The sequence below is a fragment of the Streptomyces sp. NPDC037421 genome (genome assembly GCF_055602105.1).
In genome coordinates, this window is sequence record NZ_JBVJWV010000009.1 from 105,325 (window position 1) to 127,436 (window position 22,112).

Sequence of the window (22,112 nt, forward strand, 5' to 3'; positions counted from 1 at the left end):
CAGGGCAGCGGAGTGTCCGCGACCCAGGAAGGACGGAACGTCACCTATGAAGATGACCGCGCGCGGAAGCATTGCGGCGCTCATGACCTGTATGGCCGCGGCCGGCGCGGCCTCCCCGGCCGTGGCCGACTCGGTCCCGGTGGGTGTCCCGCTGGAGGCGGTGGAGACCACGCTGGGCGTGCCGGCCCCGAACCTGGCCACCGGGGTCCCGGTGCCGCTCGTCGGCTCCCCGGAGGCGCCCCGGTTCCACCAGGGCGACCTGCTGCCGACCCCACTGCTCCCGGTGGTCCCGATCGCCGCCGACCTCGGGGCCACCCGTCTCACCACCCCGGTGCCCAACGTGATGGGCGAGCCGGAGACGGACGGCGAGGGCTCCCTGGAGTCCCCGGCCACCACCCTGCTCACCCGCACCCCCGGTGCGGTCCTCAGGGCCCCGCTGACGATGCCGGACGCGAGCAACTCGGGCGTCCCGAACCTGGCCGTCCCCAAGCTGGGCCTGGCCGCCCCGGAGGTCATCGGCACCCCGACGGCACTTCTCGGCCTGCGCTGACCGGGGACGGCCGACGCGAGGTCAAAAGGCCGTCCGGTCTGGGAATGTGTACGGCATGGGATTCCACGTCGACTCCGAGACCGGGCGGCTGCGCCGCGTCATCCTCCACCGGCCCGACCTGGAGCTGAAGCGGCTCACACCAAGCAACAAGGACGCCCTGCTCTTCGACGACGTGCTGTGGGTGCGCCGGGCCCGCCAGGAGCACGACGGTTTCGCGGACGTGCTCCGCGACCGCGGTGTCGCCGTCCACCTCTTCGGTGACCTGCTCCGCGAGGTCCTCGAGGTCCCCGAGGCCCGCCACCTCGTACTGGACCGGGTCTTCGACGAGAAGGAGTACGGCCCGCTCGCCACCGACCACCTGCGCGCGGTCTTCGACGGGCTGCCCTCCGCCGCCCTCGCGGAGGCCCTGGTGGGCGGCATGACCAAGCGGGAGTTCCTGGAGCGGCACGCCGAGCCGGTCTCGGTGCGGTTCCACGCCCTCGACATGGACGGCTTCCTGCTGGGGCCGCTGCCCAACCACCTCTTCACCCGCGACACCTCCGCGTGGATCTACGACGGGGTGTCCGTCAACGCCATGCGCTGGCCCGCCCGCCAGCGCGAGACCGTGCACTTCGAGGCGATCTACCGGCACCACCCGCTGTTCACCGGCGCGGGCCCCTTCCACTACTGGTCGCAGGGGCAGGTCGACTACCCCTCGACCATCGAGGGCGGGGACGTCCTGGTCATCGGCAACGGCGCCGTACTGATCGGGATGAGCGAGCGGACCACCCCGCAGGCGGTGGAGATGCTGGCCCGGGGCCTGTTCGCGGCCGGCTCGGCATCCGTCATCGTGGCCCTGGACATGCCCAAGCGGCGGGCCTTCATGCACCTGGACACGGTGATGACGATGGTGGACGCAGATACGTTCACTCAGTACGCCGGGCTCGGCATGCTGCGCTCCTACACGATCCGGCCGGGCGAGGGGGCGAGCGAGCTGCGGGTGAGCGACCACCCGCCGGAGCACATGCACCGGGCGATCGCGGCGGCGCTCGGCCTGGACAAGGTGCGGGTGCTCACCGCCACGCAGGACGTGCACTCGGCGGAGCGCGAGCAGTGGGACGACGGGTGCAACGTGCTGGCCGTGGAGCCGGGAGTGGTCGTCGCCTACGAGCGGAACGTCACCACCAACACCCACCTGCGCAAGGAGGGCATCGAGGTGATCGAGATCCCCGGCAGCGAGCTGGGGCGCGGCCGGGGCGGTCCGCGCTGCATGAGCTGCCCCGTGGAGCGGGACGCGGTGTGACGGACGCGGTGTGACGGACGCCGCGTGACGGTCACCATGTGACGGACCATGTGATGTGATCCACTGTTCCGTATATCAATGCAGAGCATCGTATAGACTTCCATCATCCTCTGTCAGCGCCACTCTGGAGCGTCCCCATGGCCACCGACCTCTCCGGTCGCAGTTTCCTCAAGGAGCTCGACTTCACCGCCGCCGAGTTCCGCGGCCTGGTCGAGCTCGCAGCCGAACTCAAGGCGGCCAAGAAGGCCGGGACCGAGCAGCGCCGGCTCCAGGGGAAGAACCTCGCGCTGATCTTCGAGAAGACCTCCACCCGCACCCGCTGCGCCTTCGAGGTCGCCGCCGCCGACCAGGGCGCCCACACCGTCTACCTCGACCCCTCCGGCTCCCAGATCGGCCACAAGGAGTCCGTCCGGGACACGGCGCGGGTGCTCGGCCGGATGTTCGACGGCATCGAGTACCGGGGTGACAGCCAGCAGGCCGTGGAGGAGCTGGCCGCCCACTCCGGCGTGCCCGTCTTCAACGGCCTCACCGACGACTGGCACCCCACCCAGATGCTGGCCGACGTGCTCACCATGACCGAGCACAGCGCCAAGCCGCTGGAGCGGATCTCCTTCGCCTACCTGGGCGACGCCCGCTTCAACATGGGCAACTCGTACCTGGTGACCGGCGCCCTGCTGGGCATGGACGTGCGCATCGTCGCGCCGAAGCCGTACTGGCCGGCCGAGGCCGTCGTGGCGCGGGCCCGCGAGCTCGCCGCGGCCAGCGGCGCCCGGATCACCCTGACCGAGGAGGTCGCGGAGGGCGTGGCGCAGGCCGACTTCGTGGCCACGGACGTCTGGGTCTCGATGGGCGAGCCCAAGGAGGTCTGGGACGAGCGGATCGGGGCCCTGGCCCCCTACGCCGTCACCATGGACGTGCTGCGCGCGACCGGGAACCCGGACGTGAAGTTCCTGCACTGCCTGCCCGCCTATCACGACCTGGGCACCAAGGTGGCCCAGGAGGTCCACGCGCGGCACGGCCTGGACTCGCTGGAGGTCACGGACGAGGTGTTCGAGTCCGCGCACTCCGTCGTCTTCGACGAGGCCGAGAACCGGCTGCACACCATCAAGGCCGTCCTCGTCGCGACGCTCGCCGAGCCCGCCGCGTAGTCGTCCGCACGGTCGGCCGCATAGTCATGCGGGCTCCGGCGGCGAGGGGCCGGGCGGTCAGGCGGTCGCCGTCGCCCGGCTCGGCAGGGTGAACCAGACGGCCTTGCCGCGCGGGGTGGGCCGGTGCCCGCAGGCCGAGCTGAGGGCCCGGATCAGCAGCAGTCCGCGGCCGCCCTCCTGCCACGGGTCGGGGAGCGGGCCGGGCCGGCCGGCGGTGAGGTCGCCCGGCGGCTGCGGATCGCCGTCGTGCACCTCCACCTGGCAGCCGTTCGCCCGCAGCTCCACGACCAGCTCGATCGGGGCGCCCCCGGCGGTGTGCTCCACGGCGTTGGCCACCAGCTCGGCGGTCAGCAGCTCCGCCGTGTCGCTGTCGGGGCACCGTTCGGGGTCGGTGAGCGCGGTGCGGATCAGGGCGCGGGCCATGGGTACGGCGGCGGTCGTGTGCGGGAGGGCGATCCGCCAGGCGGAGGCGTCGTGCACGGCGGGTCCGTCCTTCCGTGAGGGTGGGGCGCGGGGGAAGTCCTGAATTCAACGATACGGACCCGGCCGGAGCCTCCGTAGGGCACCCCGGCGCACCGCCGGGGGACCAGGGCGGGGGCGGCCGGGGACCTTCGTCCCGTGTGCCGCCGTCGGGGCCACTTGTCGCGTTTCTCTGACGGTGGTCACGATTCGGTGATAGCTTCGCAGTGTGAGCCCCTTCACCGGTTCCACACCAGCGACCGAACGGTGGCGCCACCTGCGGGTGACCCGGCAGGACGGCGTGGCCACCGTCACCCTCGACCGCCCCGAGAAGCTGAACGCGCTCACCTTCGGCGCCTACGCCGACCTGCGCGATCTGCTCGCCGAACTGTCCCGCACCCGCTCCGTGCGCGCCCTCGTCCTCGCCGGCGAGGGCCGAGGCTTCTGCTCCGGCGGGGACGTGGACGAGATCATCGGCGCCACCCTCGCCATGGACACCGCCCAGCTCCTCGACTTCAACCGGATGACCGGCCAGGTGGTCCGCGCCATCCGCGAATGCCCCTTCCCGGTGATCGCCGCCGTGCACGGCGTGGCCGCCGGAGCCGGGGCCGTGCTCGCCCTCGCCGCCGACTTCCGGATCGCCGACCCCTCCGCCCGCTTCGCCTTCCTCTTCACCCGCGTCGGCCTCTCCGGCGGCGACATGGGCGCCGCGTACCTGCTGCCCCGGGTCGTCGGCCTCGGCCACGCCACCCGGCTGCTGATGCTCGGAGAGCCCGTACGCGCCGCCGAGGCCGAGCGGATCGGCCTGCTCAGCGAACTCGTCGACGAGGGCAAGGCCGACGCCCGTGCCGCCGAACTCGCCGCCCGCCTCGCCGCCGGACCGGCCCTCGCCCACGCCCAGACCAAGGCCCTGCTCACCGCCGAGCTGGACATGCCGCTGGCCGCCTCGGTGGAACTCGACGCCAACACCCAGGCACTGCTGATGAACGGCCAGGACTACGCGGAGTTCCACGCCGCCTTCACCGCGAAGCGGCCCCCGGAGTGGAAGGGCAGGTAGCCGCATGTCCGCGAGCACCATGAGGGTCGCCGTCGTCGGCGGCGGCCCCGGCGGGCTCTACACCGCCGCGCTGCTGGCCCGCCGGGGGCACGTGGTGGAGCTCTGGGAACGGAACGCCCCCGACGACACCTTCGGCTTCGGCGTGGTGCTCTCGGACGAGACCCTCGGCGGCATCGAACGCGCCGACACCGTCGTCCACGCCGCCCTCGCCGCCGAGTTCGTCCGCTGGGACGACGTGGACGTCGTGCACCGGGGCCGGCTGCTGACCTCCGGCGGCCACGGCTTCGCCGCCCTCGGCCGCCGCCGGCTCCTGGAGATCCTCCACGAACGCTGCGCCGGCCTCGGCGTACGCCTGCGCTTCCGCGCCGAGGCCCCCGACGCCTTCGCACTGGCCGGCGCGTACGACCTGGTGGTCGCCGCGGACGGGGTGCACAGCGCCACCCGCGCGCGCGGCGCCGCCCGCTTCCGGCCGACCGAGACCCCCGGACGCTGCCGGTACGTCTGGCTCGCCGCCGACTTCGCCTTCGACTCCTTCCGCTTCGAGATCGCCGAGACCGAGCACGGGGTCATGCAGCTGCACGGCTACCCGTACGCGCCCGAATCCTCCACCGTCATCGTGGAGATGCGGGAGGAGGTGTGGCGGGCGGCCGGCCTCGACCTGTGCGACGAGGCCGAATCGGCATCCCGCTGCGCCAAGACCTTCGCCGAGGCCCTGCACGGCCGGCCGCTGCGCGGCAACCGCTCGGCGTGGACCCGCTTCCGCACCGTCGTCAACGAGCACTGGTCGCACGGCAACGTGGTGCTGCTCGGCGACGCCGCGCACACCGCCCACTTCTCCATCGGCTCCGGCACGAAGCTCGCCGTCGAGGACGCCCTCGCCCTCGCCGAAGCCCTCGACCGGCTGCCCGACGTCCCCTCAGCCCTCGCCGCCTACGAGGAGGAGCGGCGCCCGGCCGTGGCCAGCACCCAGCGCGCCGCCGCCGCCAGCATGCGCTGGTTCGAGGACCTCGCCGGGTACGTGGACCAGCCCGCCCGGCAGTTCGCCTTCAACCTGCTCACCCGCAGCCGCCGCGTCACCCACGACAACCTGCGGCTGCGCGACGAACGGTTCACCCGGGCGGTGGAACGCGACTTCGGCTGCCCCGACGACGCCGACGGCGCGGAAACCCCGCCGATGTTCACCCCGTTCACCCTGCGGGGGCTCACCCTGCGCAACCGCGTCGTGGTCTCGCCGATGGACACGTACTCGGCCCGGGAGGGCGTGCCCGGCGACTTCCACCTCGTGCACCTGGGCGGGCGGGCCCTCGGCGGAGCCGGGCTGGTCATGACGGAGATGGTCTGCGTCAGCGCCGAAGGCCGCATCACCCCCGGCTGCGCCGGCCTGTGGACCGCGGAGCAGGCGGCCGCCTGGAAGCGGATCGCCGACTTCGTCCACGCCTCCGCGCCCGGTACGGCCCTCGGCGTCCAGCTCGGCCACTCCGGCCGCAAGGGCTCCACCCGGCTGATGTGGGAGGGCATGGACGAACCGCTCCCGGACGGCAACTGGCCCCTGGTCGCCGCCTCCGCGCTGCCCTACAAGGCCGGGACCTCCGCCGTCCCGCGCGCCCTGGAGGCCGCCGACCTGGCCGCGATCCGCTCCGACTTCGCGGCCGCCGCCGTCCGGGCCGCCGACTGCGGCTTCGACCTGCTGGAACTGCACTGCGCGCACGGCTACCTGCTGTCCGGGTTCCTCTCCCCGCTCACCAACCACCGCGAGGACGCCTACGGCGGCGCCCTGGAGAACCGGCTCCGCTTCCCCCTGGAGGTCTTCGACGCCGTCCGCGAGGTCTGGCCCGGGGACCGCCCGATGACGGTCCGCCTGTCGGCCACCGACTGGGCCCCCGGCGGCACCACGCCCGAGGAGGCCGAACGGATCGCGGCCGCCTTCGCCGCCCACGGCGCCGACGCCGTCGACGTCTCCACCGGACAGGTCGTCGCCGAAGAGGCCCCGGAGTACGGGCGCTCCTACCAGACCCCCTACGCCGACCGGATCCGCAACGCGCTCGGCGTCCCCGTCATCGCCGTCGGCGCGATCTCCTCGTGGGACGACGTCAACTCCCTGCTGCTGGCCGGCCGCGCCGACCTCTGCGCGCTTGGCCGCCCGCACCTGTACGACCCGCACTGGACGCTGCACGCGGCCGCCGAACAGGGGTACGCGGGCCCCGGCGCCCCGTGGCCCGCCCCGTACCGCGCGGGCAGCCGCAGGCCCCCGACCGGCAAGGGGTAGCTCAGAGCGCCTCCAGCACGACCCGGTCCTCCACCGGGGTGTAGCCGAGGCGCTGGTAGACGCCGTTGCTGGTGGGGTTGGCCAGGTCGGTGAAGAGCAGCACCTCGGCCGCCCCGGCGGCGTACGCGGCCCCGCTCGTCGCGTGCGTCACCCCGGCGGCGTAGCCCCGGCCCCGGTCGGCGGGCGGGGTGTAGACGGGGCCGACGCGGGAGACGGCGCCGATCGGGCGGGAGAAGCCGGCCAGTGACACCGGCCGGCCGTCGTGCTCCCAGAGCAGCAGCCCGCCGTACGAGATCCGGTCGCGCAGGGAGGCCTCGGAGGGGCTGGCGGGGATGCCGCACTCCCGGTCGAAGGCCCCGACCCACTCCAGCAGCAGCGGCAGGTCCGGCTCGGCGGCGGGCCGGGCCCGGCCCGCGGGGGCGGGGTCGGGCGCGGCCAGGGTGCCCAGCCGGTACAGGCGCAGCTCCTCGGCGACGCGGGCCGGCGTCCCCCACGCCGCCGCCAGCGTCTCCGCGTCGGCGCGGCGGGCGTTGAACCCGCCGACTCGGGTGCGCAGCAGGTCGGAGCCGAGTGCCTCGGCCAGGGCCCGGACCGCCTCGGGGGGCGCGGCGCCGAGCAGCAGCGGGAACGGCGGTGTGTGCAGCAGGGTCCCGTCGACGGCCCCGTCCGCGCCGGTCCACCAGCCGAAGAGGGGTTCGCCGTCGCCGAAGGCCCGCGGGCCCCGCCGCTCCAGGGCGTCGGTGACGGTCAGCAGGGAGGTGTTGACGACGGGCTGCGCGGCCACGGCCGGGCGCGCGGCGGCCAGATAGGCCGCCAGATCAGTGCTGAAGGTCCATGTCATGCCCCATCGTGACGGCCCCCTGGAAGCTGCCGCACCGGGTTTTCCGGCGGGCGCGCACCGGCGGGCACACGCTCCCCCGCGCGGGGGAGACCGTATCCCCGCACGGGGGAGGAACGGGCCGCCGGTCGCTGGGATCTTGGGAAATGCGAACAGGAGCCGGCCGGGCAGGCCGACACCCATCGGACGAGGAGCAACCATGAACGGCACGCACACGCACGTCACCCCGGCGGAGTACGGCCCGGGCACCGGCCCCGCACCGCTACGGCCGCTGCCGCACGAAGCGGGCGCCCGGATCGCGCAGCCGGGTGTGGAGCTCCCTGAAGACGGCCGCGGAGCGGTCGCCCGGCCAGTCCGCCGGGAGCAGCTCGCGGGGCAGGCCCGGGTCCGAGTAGGGCAGCCGCCGCCAGGTGTCCAGGGCGGCCAGGTAGGCCCGGTAGGCGGCCTCGGGGGTGGGCTCGGGGCCCGACTGGAGAGCCCTGAGGACCGGTTCGTGCCGGTCGAGGAACTCCTCGTGCTGCTTGGCCAGCGCGGCCAGGTCCCACCAGCGGGCCACCGCCTCGGCGGTGGGGGCGAAACCGGTGTGGGCGCCGCGGAAGAGTTCCACGTACCCGGTCAGGTGCAGCCGCTCCAGGGTGTGTCCGGTCTCCTCGGCCAGCTGGGCGGGGGCGATCCACACGCCCGGTGCCACCGCCCCGAAGCCCAGCCGGGCCAGGCGCGAGCGCAGCAGGTGCCGCTTGTTCCGCTCCTGCTCGGGGACGGAGAAGACGGCGACCAGCCACTCCGGGGACACCGGCACTGTTCCGTAGATCCGCCGGTCCCCGTCCTCCAGCAGCAGCCGGGCCTCCTCGGACGGCTCGTACCCGGCCGAACCGTCGGCGGCCTTCGCGGGCACCAGGAAGCCGCGCCGCTTCAGCCGGGACACCGAAGAGCGGACGGAGGGCGCGTCGACCCCGGCCGCGCCCAGCAGGCGGACCAGTGCGGACACCGGGACGGCGCCCTCGAAGGTCCGCCCGTAGGCGCCGTAGAAGGTGACGATCAGAGATCGCGGAGTGTGCTGCTCGACCACGGGTTCACTCTAGATCGCGCAGCCGGAACCGCTGGAGCTTGCCGGTGGGGGTGCGCGGCAGCGCGGGCAGGAAGACGAAGGAGCGCGGGCACTTGTGCGGGGCGAGCTCCCCCTTCATGAAGGTCCGCAGGGCCTCCTCCGTCAGCACCGCCCCGTCGCGCGGCACGGTGTACGCCACCACGATCTGCCCGCGCCGCTCGTCCGGGCGGCCGACGACGGCGGCCTCCGCCACGTCCGGATGGCGCAGCAGGGCCTCCTCGACCTCGGGGCCCGCGATGTTGTAGCCCGAGGAGATGATCATGTCGTCGGCGCGGGCGACGTAGCGGAAGTAGCCGTCGGGGTCGCGGACGTAGGTGTCGCCGGTCAGGTTCCAGCCGTCCCGGACGTACTCGCCCTGCCGGGGGTCGGCGAGGTAGCGGCAGCCCACCGGCCCGCGCACCGCCAGCAGCCCCGGCTCGTTGTCGGCGACGGGCCGCCCGGAGGGGTCCACCACCCGCGCCTCCCAGCCGGGTACCACCCGGCCGGTGGTACCGGGGCGGATGTCCTCGTCGGCGGCGGAGATGAAGATGTGCAGCAGCTCGGTGGCCCCGATGCCGTTGATGATCCGCAGTCCGGTGCGCTCGTACCAGGCCTGCCAGGTCGCGGCGGGCAGGTTCTCGCCGGCCGAGACGCAGCGGCGCAGCGCCGACAGGTCGTAGGCCCCCGTGTCGTACGGGCCCAGGGTGTCCAGCATCGACCGGTACGCGGTGGGCGCCGTGAACAGCACCGTGACCCGGTGCTCGGCGAGGGCGGGCAGCAGCACCCGGGGCGTGGCCTGCTCCAGCAGCAGCGCGCAGGCGCCGGCGCGCAGCGGGAAGACGACCAGTCCGCCGAGGCCGAAGGTGAACCCGAGCGGCGGACTGCCCGCGAACACGTCGTCGGGGCGTGGCCGCAGGACGCGGCGGGAGAAGGTGTCGGCGACGGCGAGGAGGTCGCGGTGGAAGTGCATGCAGCCTTTGGGCCGGCCGGTGGTCCCGGAGGTGAAGGCGATGAGCGCGACGTCGTCGGCGGAGGTCCCGACGGCCGGGTAGGGCGCGGAGTGCGCCTCGGCGAGCCGCAGCAGGTCGTCCCCGGCCGCGCCGCCGTAGGGGGTGATCCGCAGTCCGGGCACCTCGGCCTTGGCGAGGTCGTCGAGGGCGTCGACGTGGCACAGGGCGTGCCGTACCTCGGCCATGGCGCACACCGTGGCCAGCTCCTGGGCGCGCTGCTGGGCCAGTACGGTGACGGCCACCGCACCCGCCTTCATCACCGCCAGCCAGCAGGCCGCGAGCCAGGGGCCGGTGGGCCCGCGCAGCAGCACCCGGTTGCCGGGGACGACGCCGAGATCGATGGTGAGGACGTGGGCGAGGGCGTCGACGCGCTCGCGGAGCTCCCCGTACGACCACACCCCGCCGGCGCCGTCGCGGAAGGCGGGCCGGTCCGGGCCGAAGCGCTCGATGGTGGCGTCGAGCAGTTCGGTGCCGCAGTTCAGCCGGTCCGGGTAGGCCAGTTCGGGCAGCTCGAAGAGGAGCCGCGGCCAGGCGTGGGCGGGCGGCAGGTGGTCGCGGGCAAAGGTGTCGGAGTGAGCGGATGGCTTGAGCTCCAAGGCGGGTACGCCCCCTTGCAACGTCCGGATTTTGTGGTGGAGCCGGCCGTGCGAATGCCTTCCGAGCGTATCGTGATGGTGACGGCAGTCAACAGGACGCGATAAGAGTGTCGACAGGACTTGGGGGCATTCGGATGGCCGGATTCGCACTCGGGGCGGAACAAGAGGAATGGTGCGGCCGGTTGCGCGCCCTGTCGCGCGAGCGGCTGCGGCCGCTCGCGGAGAAGGGCGAGCCCGGACGGGTGAACCGGCCCCTGCTCGCCGAGCTGGGGGAACTGGGCCTGCTGGAGCGGGTCTTCGGCTCGGGGGCGCTGGAGCTGTGCCTGCTGCGGGAGTCCCTCGCCTACGGGTGCACCGAGGCGGAGACGGCCCTGGCCCTCCAGGGGCTCGGGGCGCATCCGGTGCTCCGGTCGGGCAGCGCGGCCCAGCGGGAGCGGTGGCTCCCGGGCGTCCGGGCCGGCCGGCACGTGGCGGCGTTCGCGCTGAGCGAGCCCGGTGCCGGCTCCGACGCCGCGGCCCTCGCCCTGACGGCGGCCCCGGACGGGCCGGGCTGGCGGCTGGCGGGCACCAAGTGCTGGATCTCCAACGCTCCCGAGGCCGACTTCTACACCGTCTTCGCCCGTACGGGTGAGGCCCCGGGGGCGAAGGGCATCACGGCCTTCCTGGTCCCGGCGGACCGCCCGGGGCTGACCGGCGAGGCCCTGGAGATGCTCTCCCCGCACCCGATCGGCTCGCTCGCCTTCGACGGCGTACCCGTCGGCCGCGAGGACGTACTTGGCGAGCCCGGGCAGGGGTTCCGCGTCGCGATGGAGACCCTGAACCTCTTCCGGCCCAGCGTGGGCGCCTTCGCGGTCGGCATGGCGCGGGCCGCGCTCGACGCGACCCTGGCCCACACGGCCGGCCGGACCGCCTTCGGCGGGGTGCTCGCCGACCTCCAGGCGGTCGCGCACCGCGTCGCGGAGATGGCCACCCGCACCGAGGCCGCCCGGCTGCTGGTGTACGCGGCGGCCGGCGCGTACGACAGCGGCGCGTCCGACGTCCCGGGCCGCGCCGCCATGGCCAAGCTCCTCGCCACGGAGACGGCCCAGTACGTCGTGGACCACGCCGTCCAGCTGCACGGCGCGGCCGCCCTGCGCCGGGGCCACCTGCTGGAGCACCTCTACCGGGAGGTGCGGGCGCCCAGGATCTACGAGGGGGCGAGCGAGGTGCAGCGCACCATCATCGCCAAGGAGCTCTACCGGGGGGTGGCGGCGCGATGAGCCCCGAACGCCTCAACCCCCCGGAGCTGTCCCCGGCCACCGGCTTCTCCCACGCGGTGTCGGCCACCGGCTCGCGGATCGTCTTCCTGGCCGGCCAGACCGCGCTGGACGGCTCCGGGAAGGTGGTCGGCGAGAGCCTGCCCGATCAGTTCGAGCGCGCCCTGGCCAACCTGCTGACCGCCCTCGCCGCGGCCGGCGGCCACCCGTCCGACCTGGCCCGGGTGACGGTGTACGCGGTGGACGTGGAGGCCTACCGCGCACACGCCGCCGAACTGGGACGCGTCTGGCGCCGCCTCGCGGGCCGCGACTACCCGGCGATGGCGGTGGTCGGGGTGGTCCGCCTGTGGGACACGGAGGCCCAGCTGGAACTGGACGGCATCGCGGTGCTCCCGTAGGGCTACCGCTTCACCGCCCGGCGGCGGTACTCGTCGGTCGTGACCCCGCCCACGCCCCAGTCCTCCAGGGCGACTTCGTCGATGAGGACGAAGGTGGTGGCGGGGTCCTTGTCCAGGACCCTGACCAGCAGGTCGGTGACACCGGCGATGATCTCGGCCTTCTGGGCGGCCGTGGCTCCCTCGCGGGTGATCCTGACGTTCACGTACGGCATCGGGGAAATCCTTTCGGTGGGGGCGGGCGGGGGCGGGCGGGGGTCAGGAGCGGCGGCCGGTGACGTGGCCGCCGTCCACGCGCAGCGCGTGGCCGGTGACGAAAGCGGCTCCCGCCAGGTACAGCACCGCCTCGGAGATCTCCGAGACCTCGCCGACCCGGTCCAGCAGGGCGAGCCCGCCGAAGGAGTCCACGTCGGCGCCGGAGTGCAGCGGCGTGCGGACCACCCCCGGCGCCACCAGGTTGACGCGGATGCCGTCCGCCGCGAGCTCGGCGGCCAGGCTCGTCGTCAGCGCGTGCACACCGGCCTTGCTGACCACCGGGGCGGAGGCCGGGAAACCGGCGATCGCGTGGTCCACCAGCACGGTGCCGATGTTGACGACGCTCCCGCCCCGGCCCTGGGCGCGCAGCGCCCGCACGACGGCCTGCGTGGTGAGGTAGGTGCCCTTGAGGTTGCCGGTGAGGAAGCCGTCGAGCTCCTCCTCGGTCACCTCGGTGAACGGCTTGGGGGCGAAGGTGCCGGCGTTGTTGACCAGTACGTCTATGCGGCCGAAGCGCTCCAGCGCGGTGCGCACGAGCAGTTCGCCGGTCTCCGGCGCCGCGATGGAGCCCGCCGCCCACGCGGTGCGCCCGGGGTGTCCGAGGCCCGCCGCGGCCTTGGCGAGGCGGTCGGCGTCGCGGCCGTTGAGGACCACGTTGGCGCCGTCGGCCAGGAAGGCCCGGGCGATGTCCAGGCCGATGCCGCTGGAGGAGCCGGTGATCAGGGCGGTGGGGCGGTTCGTGGTGTCGGTCATGTTCCGGTGCCTTTCGGGAAGTTCTGCGGCGACACCAGAAACGTATGAGCCCTCAACCGATAACACCACGACGGAAATTGGAGCATGGGATAATCCAGGGTTATGGATGTGGATCTGCGTGACCTGGAACTCCTCGACGTCACCGCCGAGACGGGCTCCCTGACCGCCGCAGCCGAGCGGCTCTACGTCAGCCAGCCCGCCCTCAGCCAGCGGCTGACCCGGCTGGAGGACCGCCTGGGGATGCGGCTCTTCGACCGGCAGGGCCGCCGCCTGGTGCCGAACGCGGCCGGGCGCCGGATGCTGGTCGCCGCCCGCCGCATCCTCGGCGAGCTGGAGTCGGCCACCCGGGACCTGCGCGACATCCGCGACGGCCGCGACCGGCGGGTGCGCTTCGCCGCCCAGTGCAGCACCACCTTCCCCTGGCTGCCGCCCGTGCTGCGCGCCTACCGCGAGCGGGAGCCGGACATCGAGGTGCGGATCGCGACCGTCCCCGACGACGCCCCGATCCCGGCGCTGCTCGCCGACAAGGTCGACGTCGCGCTCGTCACCAAGCCGGACGTGCAGATGGACCGGGTGACCCTGACCCGGCTCTTCGAGGACGAGATGGTGGCGGTGGTACCGGCCGGCCACCCCTGGGCGACGCTCCCGCACCTGACCGTCCGCGACTTCGACGGCGCCGACCTGGTCCTCTACGACTTCTACGACCAAAAGCGCATCCCCGCGGTGCCGCTGCCGCTCCCCGCGGGCGCCCGGCCCGGCCGGATCACCACCATGCCGGTGGTGACCGACCTGGTGGTCGAGATGGTGGCGGGCGGCCAGGGAGTGGCGGTGCTGCCCAACTGGGTGGCCGCCCCGTACACGGCCTCGCACGGCCTGGCGCTGGTCCGGATCGGCGAACAGCCGCTGACCCGGACCTGGTTCTGCGCCACCCGGAGGGGCCCCCACCCGCCCCACGTGGAGAGCTTCGTCGAGGAACTCCTGACCCACCTCAGGACTCGGGCCTGAACCTCAGCGGGTGTCCAGCAGGGCGCCCATCCACTCCTCGATGCCCGCCACCGTGCGCGGCAGCGCCCCCGACATCAGGCGGGCGCCGTCGGCCGTGACCACCAGGTCGTCCTCGATGCGCACGCCGATGCCGCGCAGCCCGGCCGGGAGGGTCTCGTCGTCCGGCTGGAGGTAGAGGCCGGGCTCCACGGTGAGGACCTGGCCCTCCTCCAGCACCCCGTCCAGGTACGTCCCGGCCCGCGCCTTCGCGCAGTCGTGGACGTCCAGCCCCAGCATGTGTCCGCTGCTGCACAGGGTGTACCGCCGGTGCAGGTCGCCCTCCGCGTCCTTGAGGACCCCCCACTCCGCGAGCCCCTCGGCGATGACCCGCATCCCGGCGCGGTGGAAGTCCCGGAAGCTCGCCCCCGGCCGCAGCGCCGCGATGCCGGCGTCCTGCGCGGCCAGCACCAGTTCGTAGACCTGCCGCTGCACGGGGGAGAAGCGGCCCGACAGCGGGAGGGTGCGGGTGATGTCGGCCGTGTAGAGGGTGTCCGTCTCCACGCCCGCGTCCAGGAGCAGCAGTTCGCCGCGGTCGAGCGGGCCGTCGTTGCGGATCCAGTGCAGCACGCACGCGTGGGCGCCCGACGCGGCGATGGTGTCGTAGCCCGTGCCGTTGCCCTCGGCCCGGGCGCGCATGCCGAAGACCCCCTCGATCCAGCGCTCCCCGCGCGGGTGGGCCAGCGCGCGCGGCAGGGCGCGTACGACGTCCTCGAAGCCGGCCGCCGTGTGGTCCACCGCGAGCTGGAGCTGCTCCACCTCCCAGGCGTCCTTGACCAGGCGCAGCTCCGACAGGACGGTGGCCAGCTCGGGGTCGGTGGCGGCGTTGCGGGCCGGCGGGGACCCGAGGGCGTCCAGGTGGGCGCAGCGGATGCCGGTCAGCCGTTCGGCCTCCGCGAGGTCCGGGCGGCGGCCGACCCAGAACTCGCCGTAGCGCCGGTCCCGGTAGAACTCCTCGTTGCCGTCGGCGCGGGGTGAGCGCGGCCGCAGGTACAGCACCGCCTCGTGGCCGTGCGGCCCGGCCGGCTCCAGCACCAGGACGTGGCCCACCTGGTCCTCGCCCGTCAGCCCGGTCAGCCAGGCGTACGCGCTGTGCGGCCGGAACCGGTAGTCGCAGTCGTTCGAGCGCACCATCAGCTCGCCGGCGGGTACGAGGAGCCGCTCGCCCGGGAAGCGGGCGGAGAGCCGGGCGCGGCGGGCGGGGGTGACGGCGTACGAGGCCGTGCGCGCGGTTTCGGCCAGGGGGGAGGCCGCCCAGTTCCCCGCCATGAACCGGGACAACTCGCTGGATACCGGTAGGTCGTGGCTGCCGGTGTCCAGGCGGGGGGAGGTGTCGGTCACGGAGGCTCCCTCAAGAAGTACTGAACTGGTGTGCGCACAGGTCTTGCCAGTGCAATTTCACATTACTATGTTACAGCTCACACCGCGGCACATTAATCCCCGTCAAACGCCGCGTGACGCAGGGCAGTTCGCACCTTTCCCCCACCTCCCTCCCAACAGGAGTCCTCGGTGTTCCAGCACAGAGCTGTGCGTACGTCTCTCCTCGCCACCGCCGTCACGGTCACCCTCCTCGCCACCGCGGGCCAGGCCTCGACGCAGGCCGCGGAACGGGCCACCCCCACGAGCACCTTCGCCGCCGGAGTCCAGGGCGCGACCCCCACGGCGCCCAACCCCTTCGACGAGGTCGACCGCCTGGCCGAGGCCAAGCCGCTCGTCCCGGCGCCCGCCCCGGCCCCCGGCGGCAAGGCCGTCACCGACGGCCGGGTACCCGGCGCCGCGCCGGCCGTGGAAGCCCCGGGCTCCACCGCGACCGCCGAACGCACGGAGAAGAGCCGCAAGTCCGCCCAGGCCGCGCCCACCGCGAAGAGCGTCGCCGCCGGAGTCCCCTGCACCCTCGACGGGATCAAGAACCTCACCCCGGAGCAGTTCGCCGACTTCCTCGGCGACCAGGCCGTCACCGCCGACGGCTGTCTGCGCGGACTGATCTGGACCTGGGACGCCCGCCTGGCGCCCGTCATGTCCGACGCCCACGTCCAGGCCGTCTCCCGCCGGATATCCAGCCTGGCCGCCGCCCACGACGGCCGTAACTCCTCCCACCTGGAGGAGATGTTCACCTACCTGCACGCCGTCGCCTACCACGACTTCTCACGCGACGAGATCGACGTCACCGACGCCCCCACCACCGCCGCGATACGCCAGGCCATCGACGACTTCGGCAACGCCGCGCGGACCTTCGACGTCACTCCGTCCAACGCCCGCACCCTGCGCGAGGCCCTCTACGCCGCCGGCCCCGGCCTGCGCCACCACCAGCTCGGCCTGATCAAGAAGGTCCTGGCCACCATGGACCCGGCGCACCCGGCCACCCACCTCGACGCCGGCTGGGCGGGCGCCGTCCTCGCCGCCCTCTCCACCAACTACCTGGGCGTCTACCCGGGCAACCAGGACGCGCCCTTCCACGCGGCGGTCGCGGGAGACGCCTCGTACCGCGCCGCCTTCAAGGCCTTCGCCGGATACACCCACCTCAAGGGCACCGGCAACTCCTGGGTGGTCCGCGACGCCATCAGCGAGTACGCCCGCTTCGGCCAGGTGGAGGGCCTCAAGGACCAGGTCGTCGCCGACCTCGGCGCCATGCTGGAGCGCGTCAAGGCCGACTTCGGCAGCGAGCCCTGGGCGAAGATCGTCTCCTGGCTCAACTTCTACGGCGCCTGCAAGCAGTACGGGGTCTGCAAGGAGGACATCGAGAAGCAGATCTTCCCGTACACCTACACCTACGACAACGGCGCCATCAAGGTCCGCACCGGCCTCGACAAGGCCACCGTCGACCAGCTCTACTACGCCAGCAAGCAGGTCAAGACGCAGTTCCACCGCGTGATAGGCACCGACCAGCCGCTCGCCGGGGACCCGAACAGCACCCTCAACATCGTGCTCTACGCCTCCCGCGCCGACTACGAGAACTACCACCCGATCCTGACCGGCTACGACACCAACAACGGCGGCATCTACATCGAGAACGGCGCCACCTTCTACACCTACCAGCGCCGCGTCCCGCAGGACTCCTCCCTCACCCTGGAAGAGCTCTTCCGCCACGAGTACACGCACTACCTCAACGGCCGCTTCGCCGTCCCCGGCTTCTTCGGCCAGGGCCCCTGGTACGAGGGCGACCGTACGACCGCCATGGACGAGGGCACCGCCGAGTTCTTCGACGGCGCCACCCGCGACAACGGCATCGCCGTCCGCAAGTCCCTGGTCAAGAGCATCATCAACGACACCGCCGGCGGCGGCCCCCGCATGACCGTCGAGCAGCTGCTCAACGCCACCTACGACGGCGACGGCTTCCGCTTCTACAGCTACGCGGGCACCTTCTTCGAGTTCCTGTGGACCGAGAAGCCCTCGCTGCTGCGCGAGATGTACGGCCACCTCCGCGCCAACGACGTCGCCGGGTACGACGCGTGGCGCCACCGCACGGGCGCGGACACCTACCTCCAGCGCGACTACAACCGCTTCCTGGACGCCCAGATCGCCAAGGTGGACCAGCTCTACGTCCCGAACACCACCTTCACCCCGAACGGCCAGCTGCGCGACGCGGCGCTCGCCTCGGTGAAGTCCTCCTTCGCGACGGCCACGTACAACACGCCCGACTGCGTGGAGAACGGCGACCCCGGCAAGCGCCGCTTCACCTGTACCGGCCGGATCACCGCGAACCTGAAGAACTGGCGCAGCGACGACCAGAACTTCAAGGACATGTCGGAGACGGTGGACTACTTCATCCTCGACCGGGCGGGCGCAGCCTCCAACAACCTGGCCGACATGAACTGCTCCTTCGGCCCGGTGGAGATCTGGGACAACAAGGCGGCGGGCACCTCCTCCTACAGCTGCGAAGGCCCGCTCCGCAGCTGACCACGCACCCCGGCCGGCCCCGTATCCGAACGGGGGGCGGGGCCGGCCGGGCCACCCTAGGCACTCTCTAAAGAATGTGACATATTACTGACCATGGACGTCGTGATCATTGGCGCCGGCGTCGTCGGGGCCGCGTGCGCGTACTACGCGAGCCGCTCCGGCCTCTCCGTGGCGGTGGTCGACCGCGGCCCCGTCGCGGGCGGCACCACCGGCGCGGGCGAGGGCAACCTGCTCGTCTCCGACAAGGACGCGGGCCCCGAACTCGGCCTCGCCCTCCTCTCGACGGAACTCTGGCGGGACCTCCACGCCGAACTCCCGCACGCCATCGAGTACGAGACCAAGGGCGGCCTGGTCGTCGCCCCGGACGAAGCCACCCTCAAGGCCCTGCGCCACTTCGCCGACGGCCAGCGCGCCGCCGGGGTCGTCTCCGCCGAGGTGGGCCCGGAGGCCCTGCACGACCTGGAACCCCACCTGGCCCCGGGGCTGGCGGGCGGCTTCCACTACCCCCAGGACGCCCAGGTCCACCCGGCCCAGGCGGCGGCCCACCTCCTCAAGGCATCGGGCGCCGAGCTGTACCTGGGCGAGGAGGTCACCGGGTTCATCCTGGAGTCGGGAACGGTCCACGGGGTCCGCACCGCCAAACGCACCCTCCTCGCCCCCAACATCGTCAACGCGGCGGGCACCTGGGCCGGCGCGATCGCCGCCCTGGCCGGAACCACCCTCCCCGTACTGCCCCGCAGGGGGTTCGTCCTGGTCACCGAACCCCTGCCCCGGGTGGTCCGCCACAAGGTCTACGCGGCCGACTACGTCGCCGACGTGGCCAGCGACTCCGCGGCCCTGCAGTCCTCGGGCGTGGTGGAGGGCACCCCCTCCGGCCCGGTCCTCATCGGCGCCACCCGCGAACGCGTCGGATTCGACCGCACCCTCTCCACCGAAGCCCTCCGCCGCCTCGCCACCCAGGCCGCAGCCCTCTTCCCCGTCCTGGCGGACATCCGCGTCATGCGCACCTACCACGGCTTCCGCCCCTACCTCCCGGACCACCTCCCGGCGATCGGCCCCGACCCCCGGGTGCCCGGCCTGCTCCACGCCTGCGGTCACGAGGGCGCGGGCATCGGCCTGGCCCCCGTGACGGGAGCCCTGATCGCGGCCGCCCTGACCGGAGCCGAACCCCCGATGCCCCTGCACCCGTTCCGCCCGGACCGGTTCCCGGAGGGGGCGGGGACGGGGCGGGGTGTCGTCCGGGACTGAAACGAGATGTTTTCGGCGCGCGGTACCGCTTGCCAACCGGATCCGGAACAGGCGCCGGACGTCGAAGCCCGTCCCGCACGACACCCCGCCCCGGTACCGACCCCGGCCCCGCAGGCACCCCACCCGAACCCCGCCCGGCCAGGGCAAAGGCGCCGACCACGACCCACCCCGACCCCGCCCGGCCAGGGCGGACCAACCCGAGGAGACCCCTGATGCGCAGCCCGCGCGAGCTGGTGGGCGGCAGCCCGGCGGCAACGTTCCCCCTGGCTTTCGACGGCCGCGAACTCACCGCCCAGGACGGCCAGTCCATCGCCGCGGTTCTGTGGGCCGCCGGCATCCTCGCCTGGCGCACCACCCGCGAGGGCGGCACCCCCCGCGGGGCCTTCTGCGGCATCGGCGCCTGCTACGACTGCCTCGTCACCGTCAACGGCCGCCCCAACCAGCGGGCCTGCCTCGTCCCCGCCCGCCCCGGAGACTCCGTCACCACCCAGGAAGGCACCGGCCATGCCGACCTCGCCGTCTAGCCCCACCCCCACCGACCTGGCCGTCATCGGCGCCGGCCCCGCCGGCCTGGCCGCGGCCGTCACCGCCGCCCGCCTCGGCCTGCGCGTCACCCTCCTCGACGCCGCCGACCGCCCCGGCGGCCAGTACTACCGCCACCCCGCCCCCGGCCTCGGAGCCGCCCGCCCCCAGGCCCTGCACCACGGCTGGCGCGCCTTCGCCTCCCGCGAAGCCGCCCTCCGCGCCCACCGGGCGGCGGGCCGCGTCACCTACCTCCCGGCCCACCACGTCTGGACGGTGGTCCCCGACGAGGCGGAGTGGACCCTCCACGCGGTCGCCGGCCACAGCCCCGACGAGACCCCCGCGACCCTCCGCGCCCGCCACGTCCTCCTCGCCACCGGCGCCTACGAGCGCCAGCTGCCCTTCCCCGGCTGGACCCTCCCCGGCGTCGTCGGAGCGGGCGGCGCCCAGGCCATGCTGAAGAACAACCTCGTGCTGCCCGGCCGCCGCGTCGTCGTGGCCGGCTCCGGGCCCCTCCTCCTCGCCGTGGCCGGCTCCCTCGCCGCCGCGGGGGCCACCGTTCCCGCGGTCGTCGAGGCCGCCTCGTACACCGCGTACGCCCCCCAGGCCCCCGCCCTCCTCCGCAACCCCGCCAAGCTCGCCGAAGGCGCCACGTACGGCGGCGCCCTGCTGCGCCACGGCATCCGCCTGCTCACCCGGCACGCCGTCACCGAGGCGCACGGCACCACCCGCGTCGAGGCCGTCACCGTCACCCGCCTCGACGGCGACTGGCGCCCCCTGCCCGGCACCGCCCGCCGGATCCCCTGCGACGCCCTCGCGGTGGGCCACGGCCTGGTGCCCCAGCTGGAGCTGGCCACCGGCCTCGGCTGCGCCACCCGCCCGGCCGCCGACGGCACGGCCGCCCTGGAAGTGGACGCGGAGCAGCGCACCTCGGTCCCCGGCATCTGGTCCGCCGGCGAGACGGGCGGTATCGGCGGCGCCGAACTCGCCCTCGCCGAGGGGGAGATCGCCGCCCACGCGATCGCGGCCCAGACCCTCGCCGGACCGCCCGTCCCCGCCGCCCTGACCCGCCGCCGCGCCCGGCTGCGCGCCTTCGCCGACGCCATGGCCGCGGCCCACCGCCCGGGCTCCGGGTGGACCGGCTGGCTGCGGGAGGAGACGGACGTGTGCCGCTGCGAGGAGGTCCCGGCTGGCCGGATCCGCGAGGCGGTGGAGGACCTGGGGGCGCGGGACGCCCGTACGGTCAAACTGCTGACCCGGGCCGGAATGGGCTGGTGCCAGGGCCGGATGTGCGGTCCGGCCGTGGCTGCCCTGGCCGGCGGCGACGGGGCCGCCGCCCCCGACCGCCGCCCCCTGTCCTGCCCGGTGCCGCTGCGCCACCTCGCGGCCCTGGAGCGGACCTCGCCCCCGGACGCCGAACTTCCCGCCCCCGGCCGCTGATCGGGTCCTCCCGGACCCTTGTGGCCACCTCACACCCACTAGTAAAATGTCACACACCACACTAGGGAGTCCCCTCATGAACCACGCGCCCACCCCCGCGCCCAGCGTCGGCACCCGCACCCGTCCCTGGCACGGCATCATGGTCGCCACGGCCCTGCCCCTGCGCGCGGACCTCACCGTCGACTACGACGCCTACGCCGAACACGTCGCCTGGCTCATCGCCAACGGCTGCGACGGCGTCGTCCCCAACGGCTCCCTCGGCGAGTACCAGACCCTCACCGACGAGGAGCGGGCCCGCGTCGTCCGCACCGCCGTCGAGGCCGCCGGCGACGGTGCCCGCGTGATGCCCGGCGTGGCCGCGTACGGCAGCGCCGAGGCCCGCCGCTGGGCCGACCAGGCCGCCGAGGCCGGCGCGGGCTCCGTCCTGCTCCTGCCCCCCAACGCCTTCCGCGCCGACGACGAGACCGTGCGCGCCCACTACGCGCAGGTCGCGCGGTCGGGCCTGCCGGTGGTCGCGTACAACAACCCGTACGACACCAAGGTGGACCTGACCCCCGCCCTCCTCGCCCGCCTGCACGCCGACGGCAGCATCGTCGCCGTCAAGGAGTTCAGCGGCGACGTCCGCCGCGCCTACGAGATCGCCGAACTCGCCCCCGGCCTCGACCTGCTCATCGGCGCCGACGACGTCCTGCTCGAACTCGCCCTCGCCGGCGCCGTCGGCTGGATCGCCGGCTACCCCAACGCCCTGCCGCAGTCCTGCGCCACCCTGTACCGGGCCGCGGTCGCCGGCGACCTCGCCACCGCCCTGCCGCTCTACAAGTCCCTGCACTCCCTGCTGCGCTGGGACTCCAAGACCGAGTTCGTCCAGGCCATCAAGCTCTCGATGGACCTCGCCGGACGCCCCGGCGGCGCCACCCGACCCCCGCGCTTCCCGCTCACCGGGGAGACCGAGGCCGCCGTGCGCGCCGCCACCGAAAAGGCCCTGGCCGAAGGCCTCAACTAGTCCCAGGGG

Annotated in this window: 20 protein-coding genes; 13 read left to right on the forward strand and 7 right to left on the reverse strand. The window is 73.8% G+C overall.

Translation table 11 applies throughout. The features are described from left to right. Nucleotides 1–46 precede the first annotated feature (46 nt). The 3 genes from ACZ7IF_RS16005 to argF all read left to right on the forward strand — a co-directional run bounded on the left by ACZ7IF_RS16005 (nt 47) and on the right by argF (nt 2,980). Nucleotides 47–550 carry a hypothetical protein gene (locus ACZ7IF_RS16005; protein ID WP_470970887.1) on the forward strand — a complete coding sequence of 168 codons (504 nt, stop codon included), beginning with the start codon at nt 47–49 and terminating at the stop codon, nt 548–550. Nucleotides 551–605: 55 nt separating this feature from the next. Then, nucleotides 606–1,832 carry an arginine deiminase gene (locus ACZ7IF_RS16010; protein WP_470970891.1) on the forward strand — a complete coding sequence of 409 codons (1,227 nt, stop codon included), beginning with the start codon at nt 606–608 and terminating at the stop codon, nt 1,830–1,832. 137 nt (nt 1,833–1,969) lie between these two features. After that, on the forward strand, nt 1,970–2,980 hold the full coding sequence (gene argF / locus ACZ7IF_RS16015) for an ornithine carbamoyltransferase (RefSeq protein WP_470970896.1): 1,011 nt from the start codon (nt 1,970–1,972) through the stop codon (nt 2,978–2,980). A 57-nt stretch (nt 2,981–3,037) separates the two neighbouring features. Here argF and ACZ7IF_RS16020 read toward each other — a convergent pair whose 3' ends face one another. After that, the gene (locus ACZ7IF_RS16020) at nt 3,038–3,460 is read right to left on the reverse strand and encodes an ATP-binding protein (RefSeq protein ID WP_470970900.1); all 423 of its coding nucleotides are present in this window, start codon (nt 3,458–3,460) and stop codon (nt 3,038–3,040) included. Nucleotides 3,461–3,668: 208 nt separating this feature from the next. Here ACZ7IF_RS16020 and ACZ7IF_RS16025 point away from each other — a divergent pair, with 208 nt between their 5' ends. After that, nucleotides 3,669–4,496, forward strand: coding sequence for an enoyl-CoA hydratase family protein (locus tag ACZ7IF_RS16025; protein ID WP_470970904.1), 828 nt, complete (start codon nt 3,669–3,671; stop codon nt 4,494–4,496). Between the two features lie 4 nt (nt 4,497–4,500). Continuing rightward, nucleotides 4,501–6,762, forward strand: coding sequence for a bifunctional salicylyl-CoA 5-hydroxylase/oxidoreductase (locus ACZ7IF_RS16030; RefSeq protein ID WP_470970909.1), 2,262 nt, complete (start codon nt 4,501–4,503; stop codon nt 6,760–6,762). 1 nt (nt 6,763) lies between these two features. Here the strand turns inward: ACZ7IF_RS16030 and ACZ7IF_RS16035 are convergent, their stop codons facing one another. The 3 genes from ACZ7IF_RS16035 to ACZ7IF_RS16045 all read right to left on the reverse strand — a co-directional run bounded on the left by ACZ7IF_RS16035 (nt 6,764) and on the right by ACZ7IF_RS16045 (nt 10,293). After that, entirely contained in the window at nt 6,764–7,603 is an 840-nt protein-coding gene (locus ACZ7IF_RS16035; RefSeq protein ID WP_470970912.1) for a GNAT family N-acetyltransferase, read from the reverse strand. A gap of 259 nt (nt 7,604–7,862) precedes the next feature. After that, nucleotides 7,863–8,669, reverse strand: coding sequence for a PaaX family transcriptional regulator (locus tag ACZ7IF_RS16040; protein ID WP_470970916.1), 807 nt, complete (start codon nt 8,667–8,669; stop codon nt 7,863–7,865). Between the two features lie 4 nt (nt 8,670–8,673). Further along, on the reverse strand, nt 8,674–10,293 hold the full coding sequence (locus ACZ7IF_RS16045) for an AMP-binding protein (protein WP_470970921.1): 1,620 nt from the start codon (nt 10,291–10,293) through the stop codon (nt 8,674–8,676). Nucleotides 10,294–10,427: 134 nt separating this feature from the next. On the opposite strand from ACZ7IF_RS16045, the gene ACZ7IF_RS16050 reads away from it, so the two are divergent. Further along, on the forward strand, nt 10,428–11,552 hold the full coding sequence (locus ACZ7IF_RS16050; RefSeq protein WP_470970926.1) for an acyl-CoA dehydrogenase family protein: 1,125 nt from the start codon (nt 10,428–10,430) through the stop codon (nt 11,550–11,552). Beyond that, nucleotides 11,549–11,947, forward strand: coding sequence for a RidA family protein (locus ACZ7IF_RS16055; protein WP_470970929.1), 399 nt, complete (start codon nt 11,549–11,551; stop codon nt 11,945–11,947). The genes ACZ7IF_RS16050 and ACZ7IF_RS16055 overlap by 4 nt, the downstream gene beginning before the upstream one ends. A gap of 2 nt (nt 11,948–11,949) precedes the next feature. Here the strand turns inward: ACZ7IF_RS16055 and ACZ7IF_RS16060 are convergent, their stop codons facing one another. Together ACZ7IF_RS16060 and ACZ7IF_RS16065 are read right to left on the reverse strand one after the other, a co-directional pair. Beyond that, nucleotides 11,950–12,159: a tautomerase family protein gene (locus ACZ7IF_RS16060; RefSeq protein WP_470970934.1), complete on the reverse strand. Its 210-nt coding sequence runs from the start codon at nt 12,157–12,159 to the stop codon at nt 11,950–11,952. Nucleotides 12,160–12,202: 43 nt separating this feature from the next. Next, the gene (locus ACZ7IF_RS16065) at nt 12,203–12,952 is read right to left on the reverse strand and encodes an SDR family NAD(P)-dependent oxidoreductase (RefSeq protein ID WP_470970938.1); all 750 of its coding nucleotides are present in this window, start codon (nt 12,950–12,952) and stop codon (nt 12,203–12,205) included. Between the two features lie 102 nt (nt 12,953–13,054). On the opposite strand from ACZ7IF_RS16065, the gene ACZ7IF_RS16070 reads away from it, so the two are divergent. Continuing rightward, nucleotides 13,055–13,957 (forward strand): LysR family transcriptional regulator, encoded by a 903-nt coding sequence (locus ACZ7IF_RS16070; RefSeq protein WP_470970941.1) that lies wholly within the window; start codon nt 13,055–13,057, stop codon nt 13,955–13,957. Nucleotides 13,958–13,960: 3 nt separating this feature from the next. Here ACZ7IF_RS16070 and ACZ7IF_RS16075 read toward each other — a convergent pair whose 3' ends face one another. Then, a complete protein-coding gene (locus ACZ7IF_RS16075; protein ID WP_470970945.1) occupies nt 13,961–15,334 on the reverse strand; it encodes an aminopeptidase P family protein in 1,374 nt (457 codons plus the stop codon). 168 nt (nt 15,335–15,502) lie between these two features. On the opposite strand from ACZ7IF_RS16075, the gene ACZ7IF_RS16080 reads away from it, so the two are divergent. From ACZ7IF_RS16080 to ACZ7IF_RS16100, 5 genes are all read left to right on the forward strand, one after another. Continuing rightward, a complete protein-coding gene (locus ACZ7IF_RS16080; RefSeq protein WP_470970949.1) occupies nt 15,503–17,890 on the forward strand; it encodes a collagenase in 2,388 nt (795 codons plus the stop codon). A 93-nt stretch (nt 17,891–17,983) separates the two neighbouring features. Then, entirely contained in the window at nt 17,984–19,138 is a 1,155-nt protein-coding gene (locus ACZ7IF_RS16085; protein WP_470970953.1) for an NAD(P)/FAD-dependent oxidoreductase, read from the forward strand. Between the two features lie 209 nt (nt 19,139–19,347). Then, nucleotides 19,348–19,662, forward strand: a complete 315-nt coding sequence (locus ACZ7IF_RS16090) for a (2Fe-2S)-binding protein (RefSeq protein ID WP_470971484.1) — start codon at nt 19,348–19,350, stop codon at nt 19,660–19,662. Beyond that, on the forward strand, nt 19,643–21,100 hold the full coding sequence (locus ACZ7IF_RS16095; protein WP_470970956.1) for an FAD/NAD(P)-dependent oxidoreductase: 1,458 nt from the start codon (nt 19,643–19,645) through the stop codon (nt 21,098–21,100). Before ACZ7IF_RS16090 ends, ACZ7IF_RS16095 begins: the two co-directional genes overlap by 20 nt. A gap of 76 nt (nt 21,101–21,176) precedes the next feature. Further along, nucleotides 21,177–22,103 (forward strand): dihydrodipicolinate synthase family protein, encoded by a 927-nt coding sequence (locus tag ACZ7IF_RS16100; RefSeq protein WP_470970961.1) that lies wholly within the window; start codon nt 21,177–21,179, stop codon nt 22,101–22,103. Nucleotides 22,104–22,112 lie beyond the last annotated feature (9 nt).

Bases quoted from the DNA above. Each gene is read 5' to 3' on its own strand.
- ACZ7IF_RS16035 (WP_470970912.1), bottom strand. From the start codon at position 7,603: ATGACATGGACCTTCAGCACTGATCTGGCGGCCTATCTGGCCGCCGCG.
- ACZ7IF_RS16010 (WP_470970891.1), top strand. From the start codon at position 606: ATGGGATTCCACGTCGACTCCGAGACCGGGCGGCTGCGCCGCGTCATC.
- ACZ7IF_RS16065 (WP_470970938.1), bottom strand. From the start codon at position 12,952: ATGACCGACACCACGAACCGCCCCACCGCCCTGATCACCGGCTCCTCC.
- ACZ7IF_RS16050 (WP_470970926.1), top strand. From the start codon at position 10,428: ATGGCCGGATTCGCACTCGGGGCGGAACAAGAGGAATGGTGCGGCCGG.
- ACZ7IF_RS16095 (WP_470970956.1), top strand. From the start codon at position 19,643: ATGCCGACCTCGCCGTCTAGCCCCACCCCCACCGACCTGGCCGTCATC.
- argF (WP_470970896.1), top strand. From the start codon at position 1,970: ATGGCCACCGACCTCTCCGGTCGCAGTTTCCTCAAGGAGCTCGACTTC.
- ACZ7IF_RS16100 (WP_470970961.1), top strand. From the start codon at position 21,177: ATGAACCACGCGCCCACCCCCGCGCCCAGCGTCGGCACCCGCACCCGT.
- ACZ7IF_RS16055 (WP_470970929.1), top strand. From the start codon at position 11,549: ATGAGCCCCGAACGCCTCAACCCCCCGGAGCTGTCCCCGGCCACCGGC.
- ACZ7IF_RS16085 (WP_470970953.1), top strand. From the start codon at position 17,984: ATGGACGTCGTGATCATTGGCGCCGGCGTCGTCGGGGCCGCGTGCGCG.
- ACZ7IF_RS16070 (WP_470970941.1), top strand. From the start codon at position 13,055: ATGGATGTGGATCTGCGTGACCTGGAACTCCTCGACGTCACCGCCGAG.
- ACZ7IF_RS16060 (WP_470970934.1), bottom strand. From the start codon at position 12,159: ATGCCGTACGTGAACGTCAGGATCACCCGCGAGGGAGCCACGGCCGCC.
- ACZ7IF_RS16005 (WP_470970887.1), top strand. From the start codon at position 47: ATGAAGATGACCGCGCGCGGAAGCATTGCGGCGCTCATGACCTGTATG.
- ACZ7IF_RS16030 (WP_470970909.1), top strand. From the start codon at position 4,501: ATGTCCGCGAGCACCATGAGGGTCGCCGTCGTCGGCGGCGGCCCCGGC.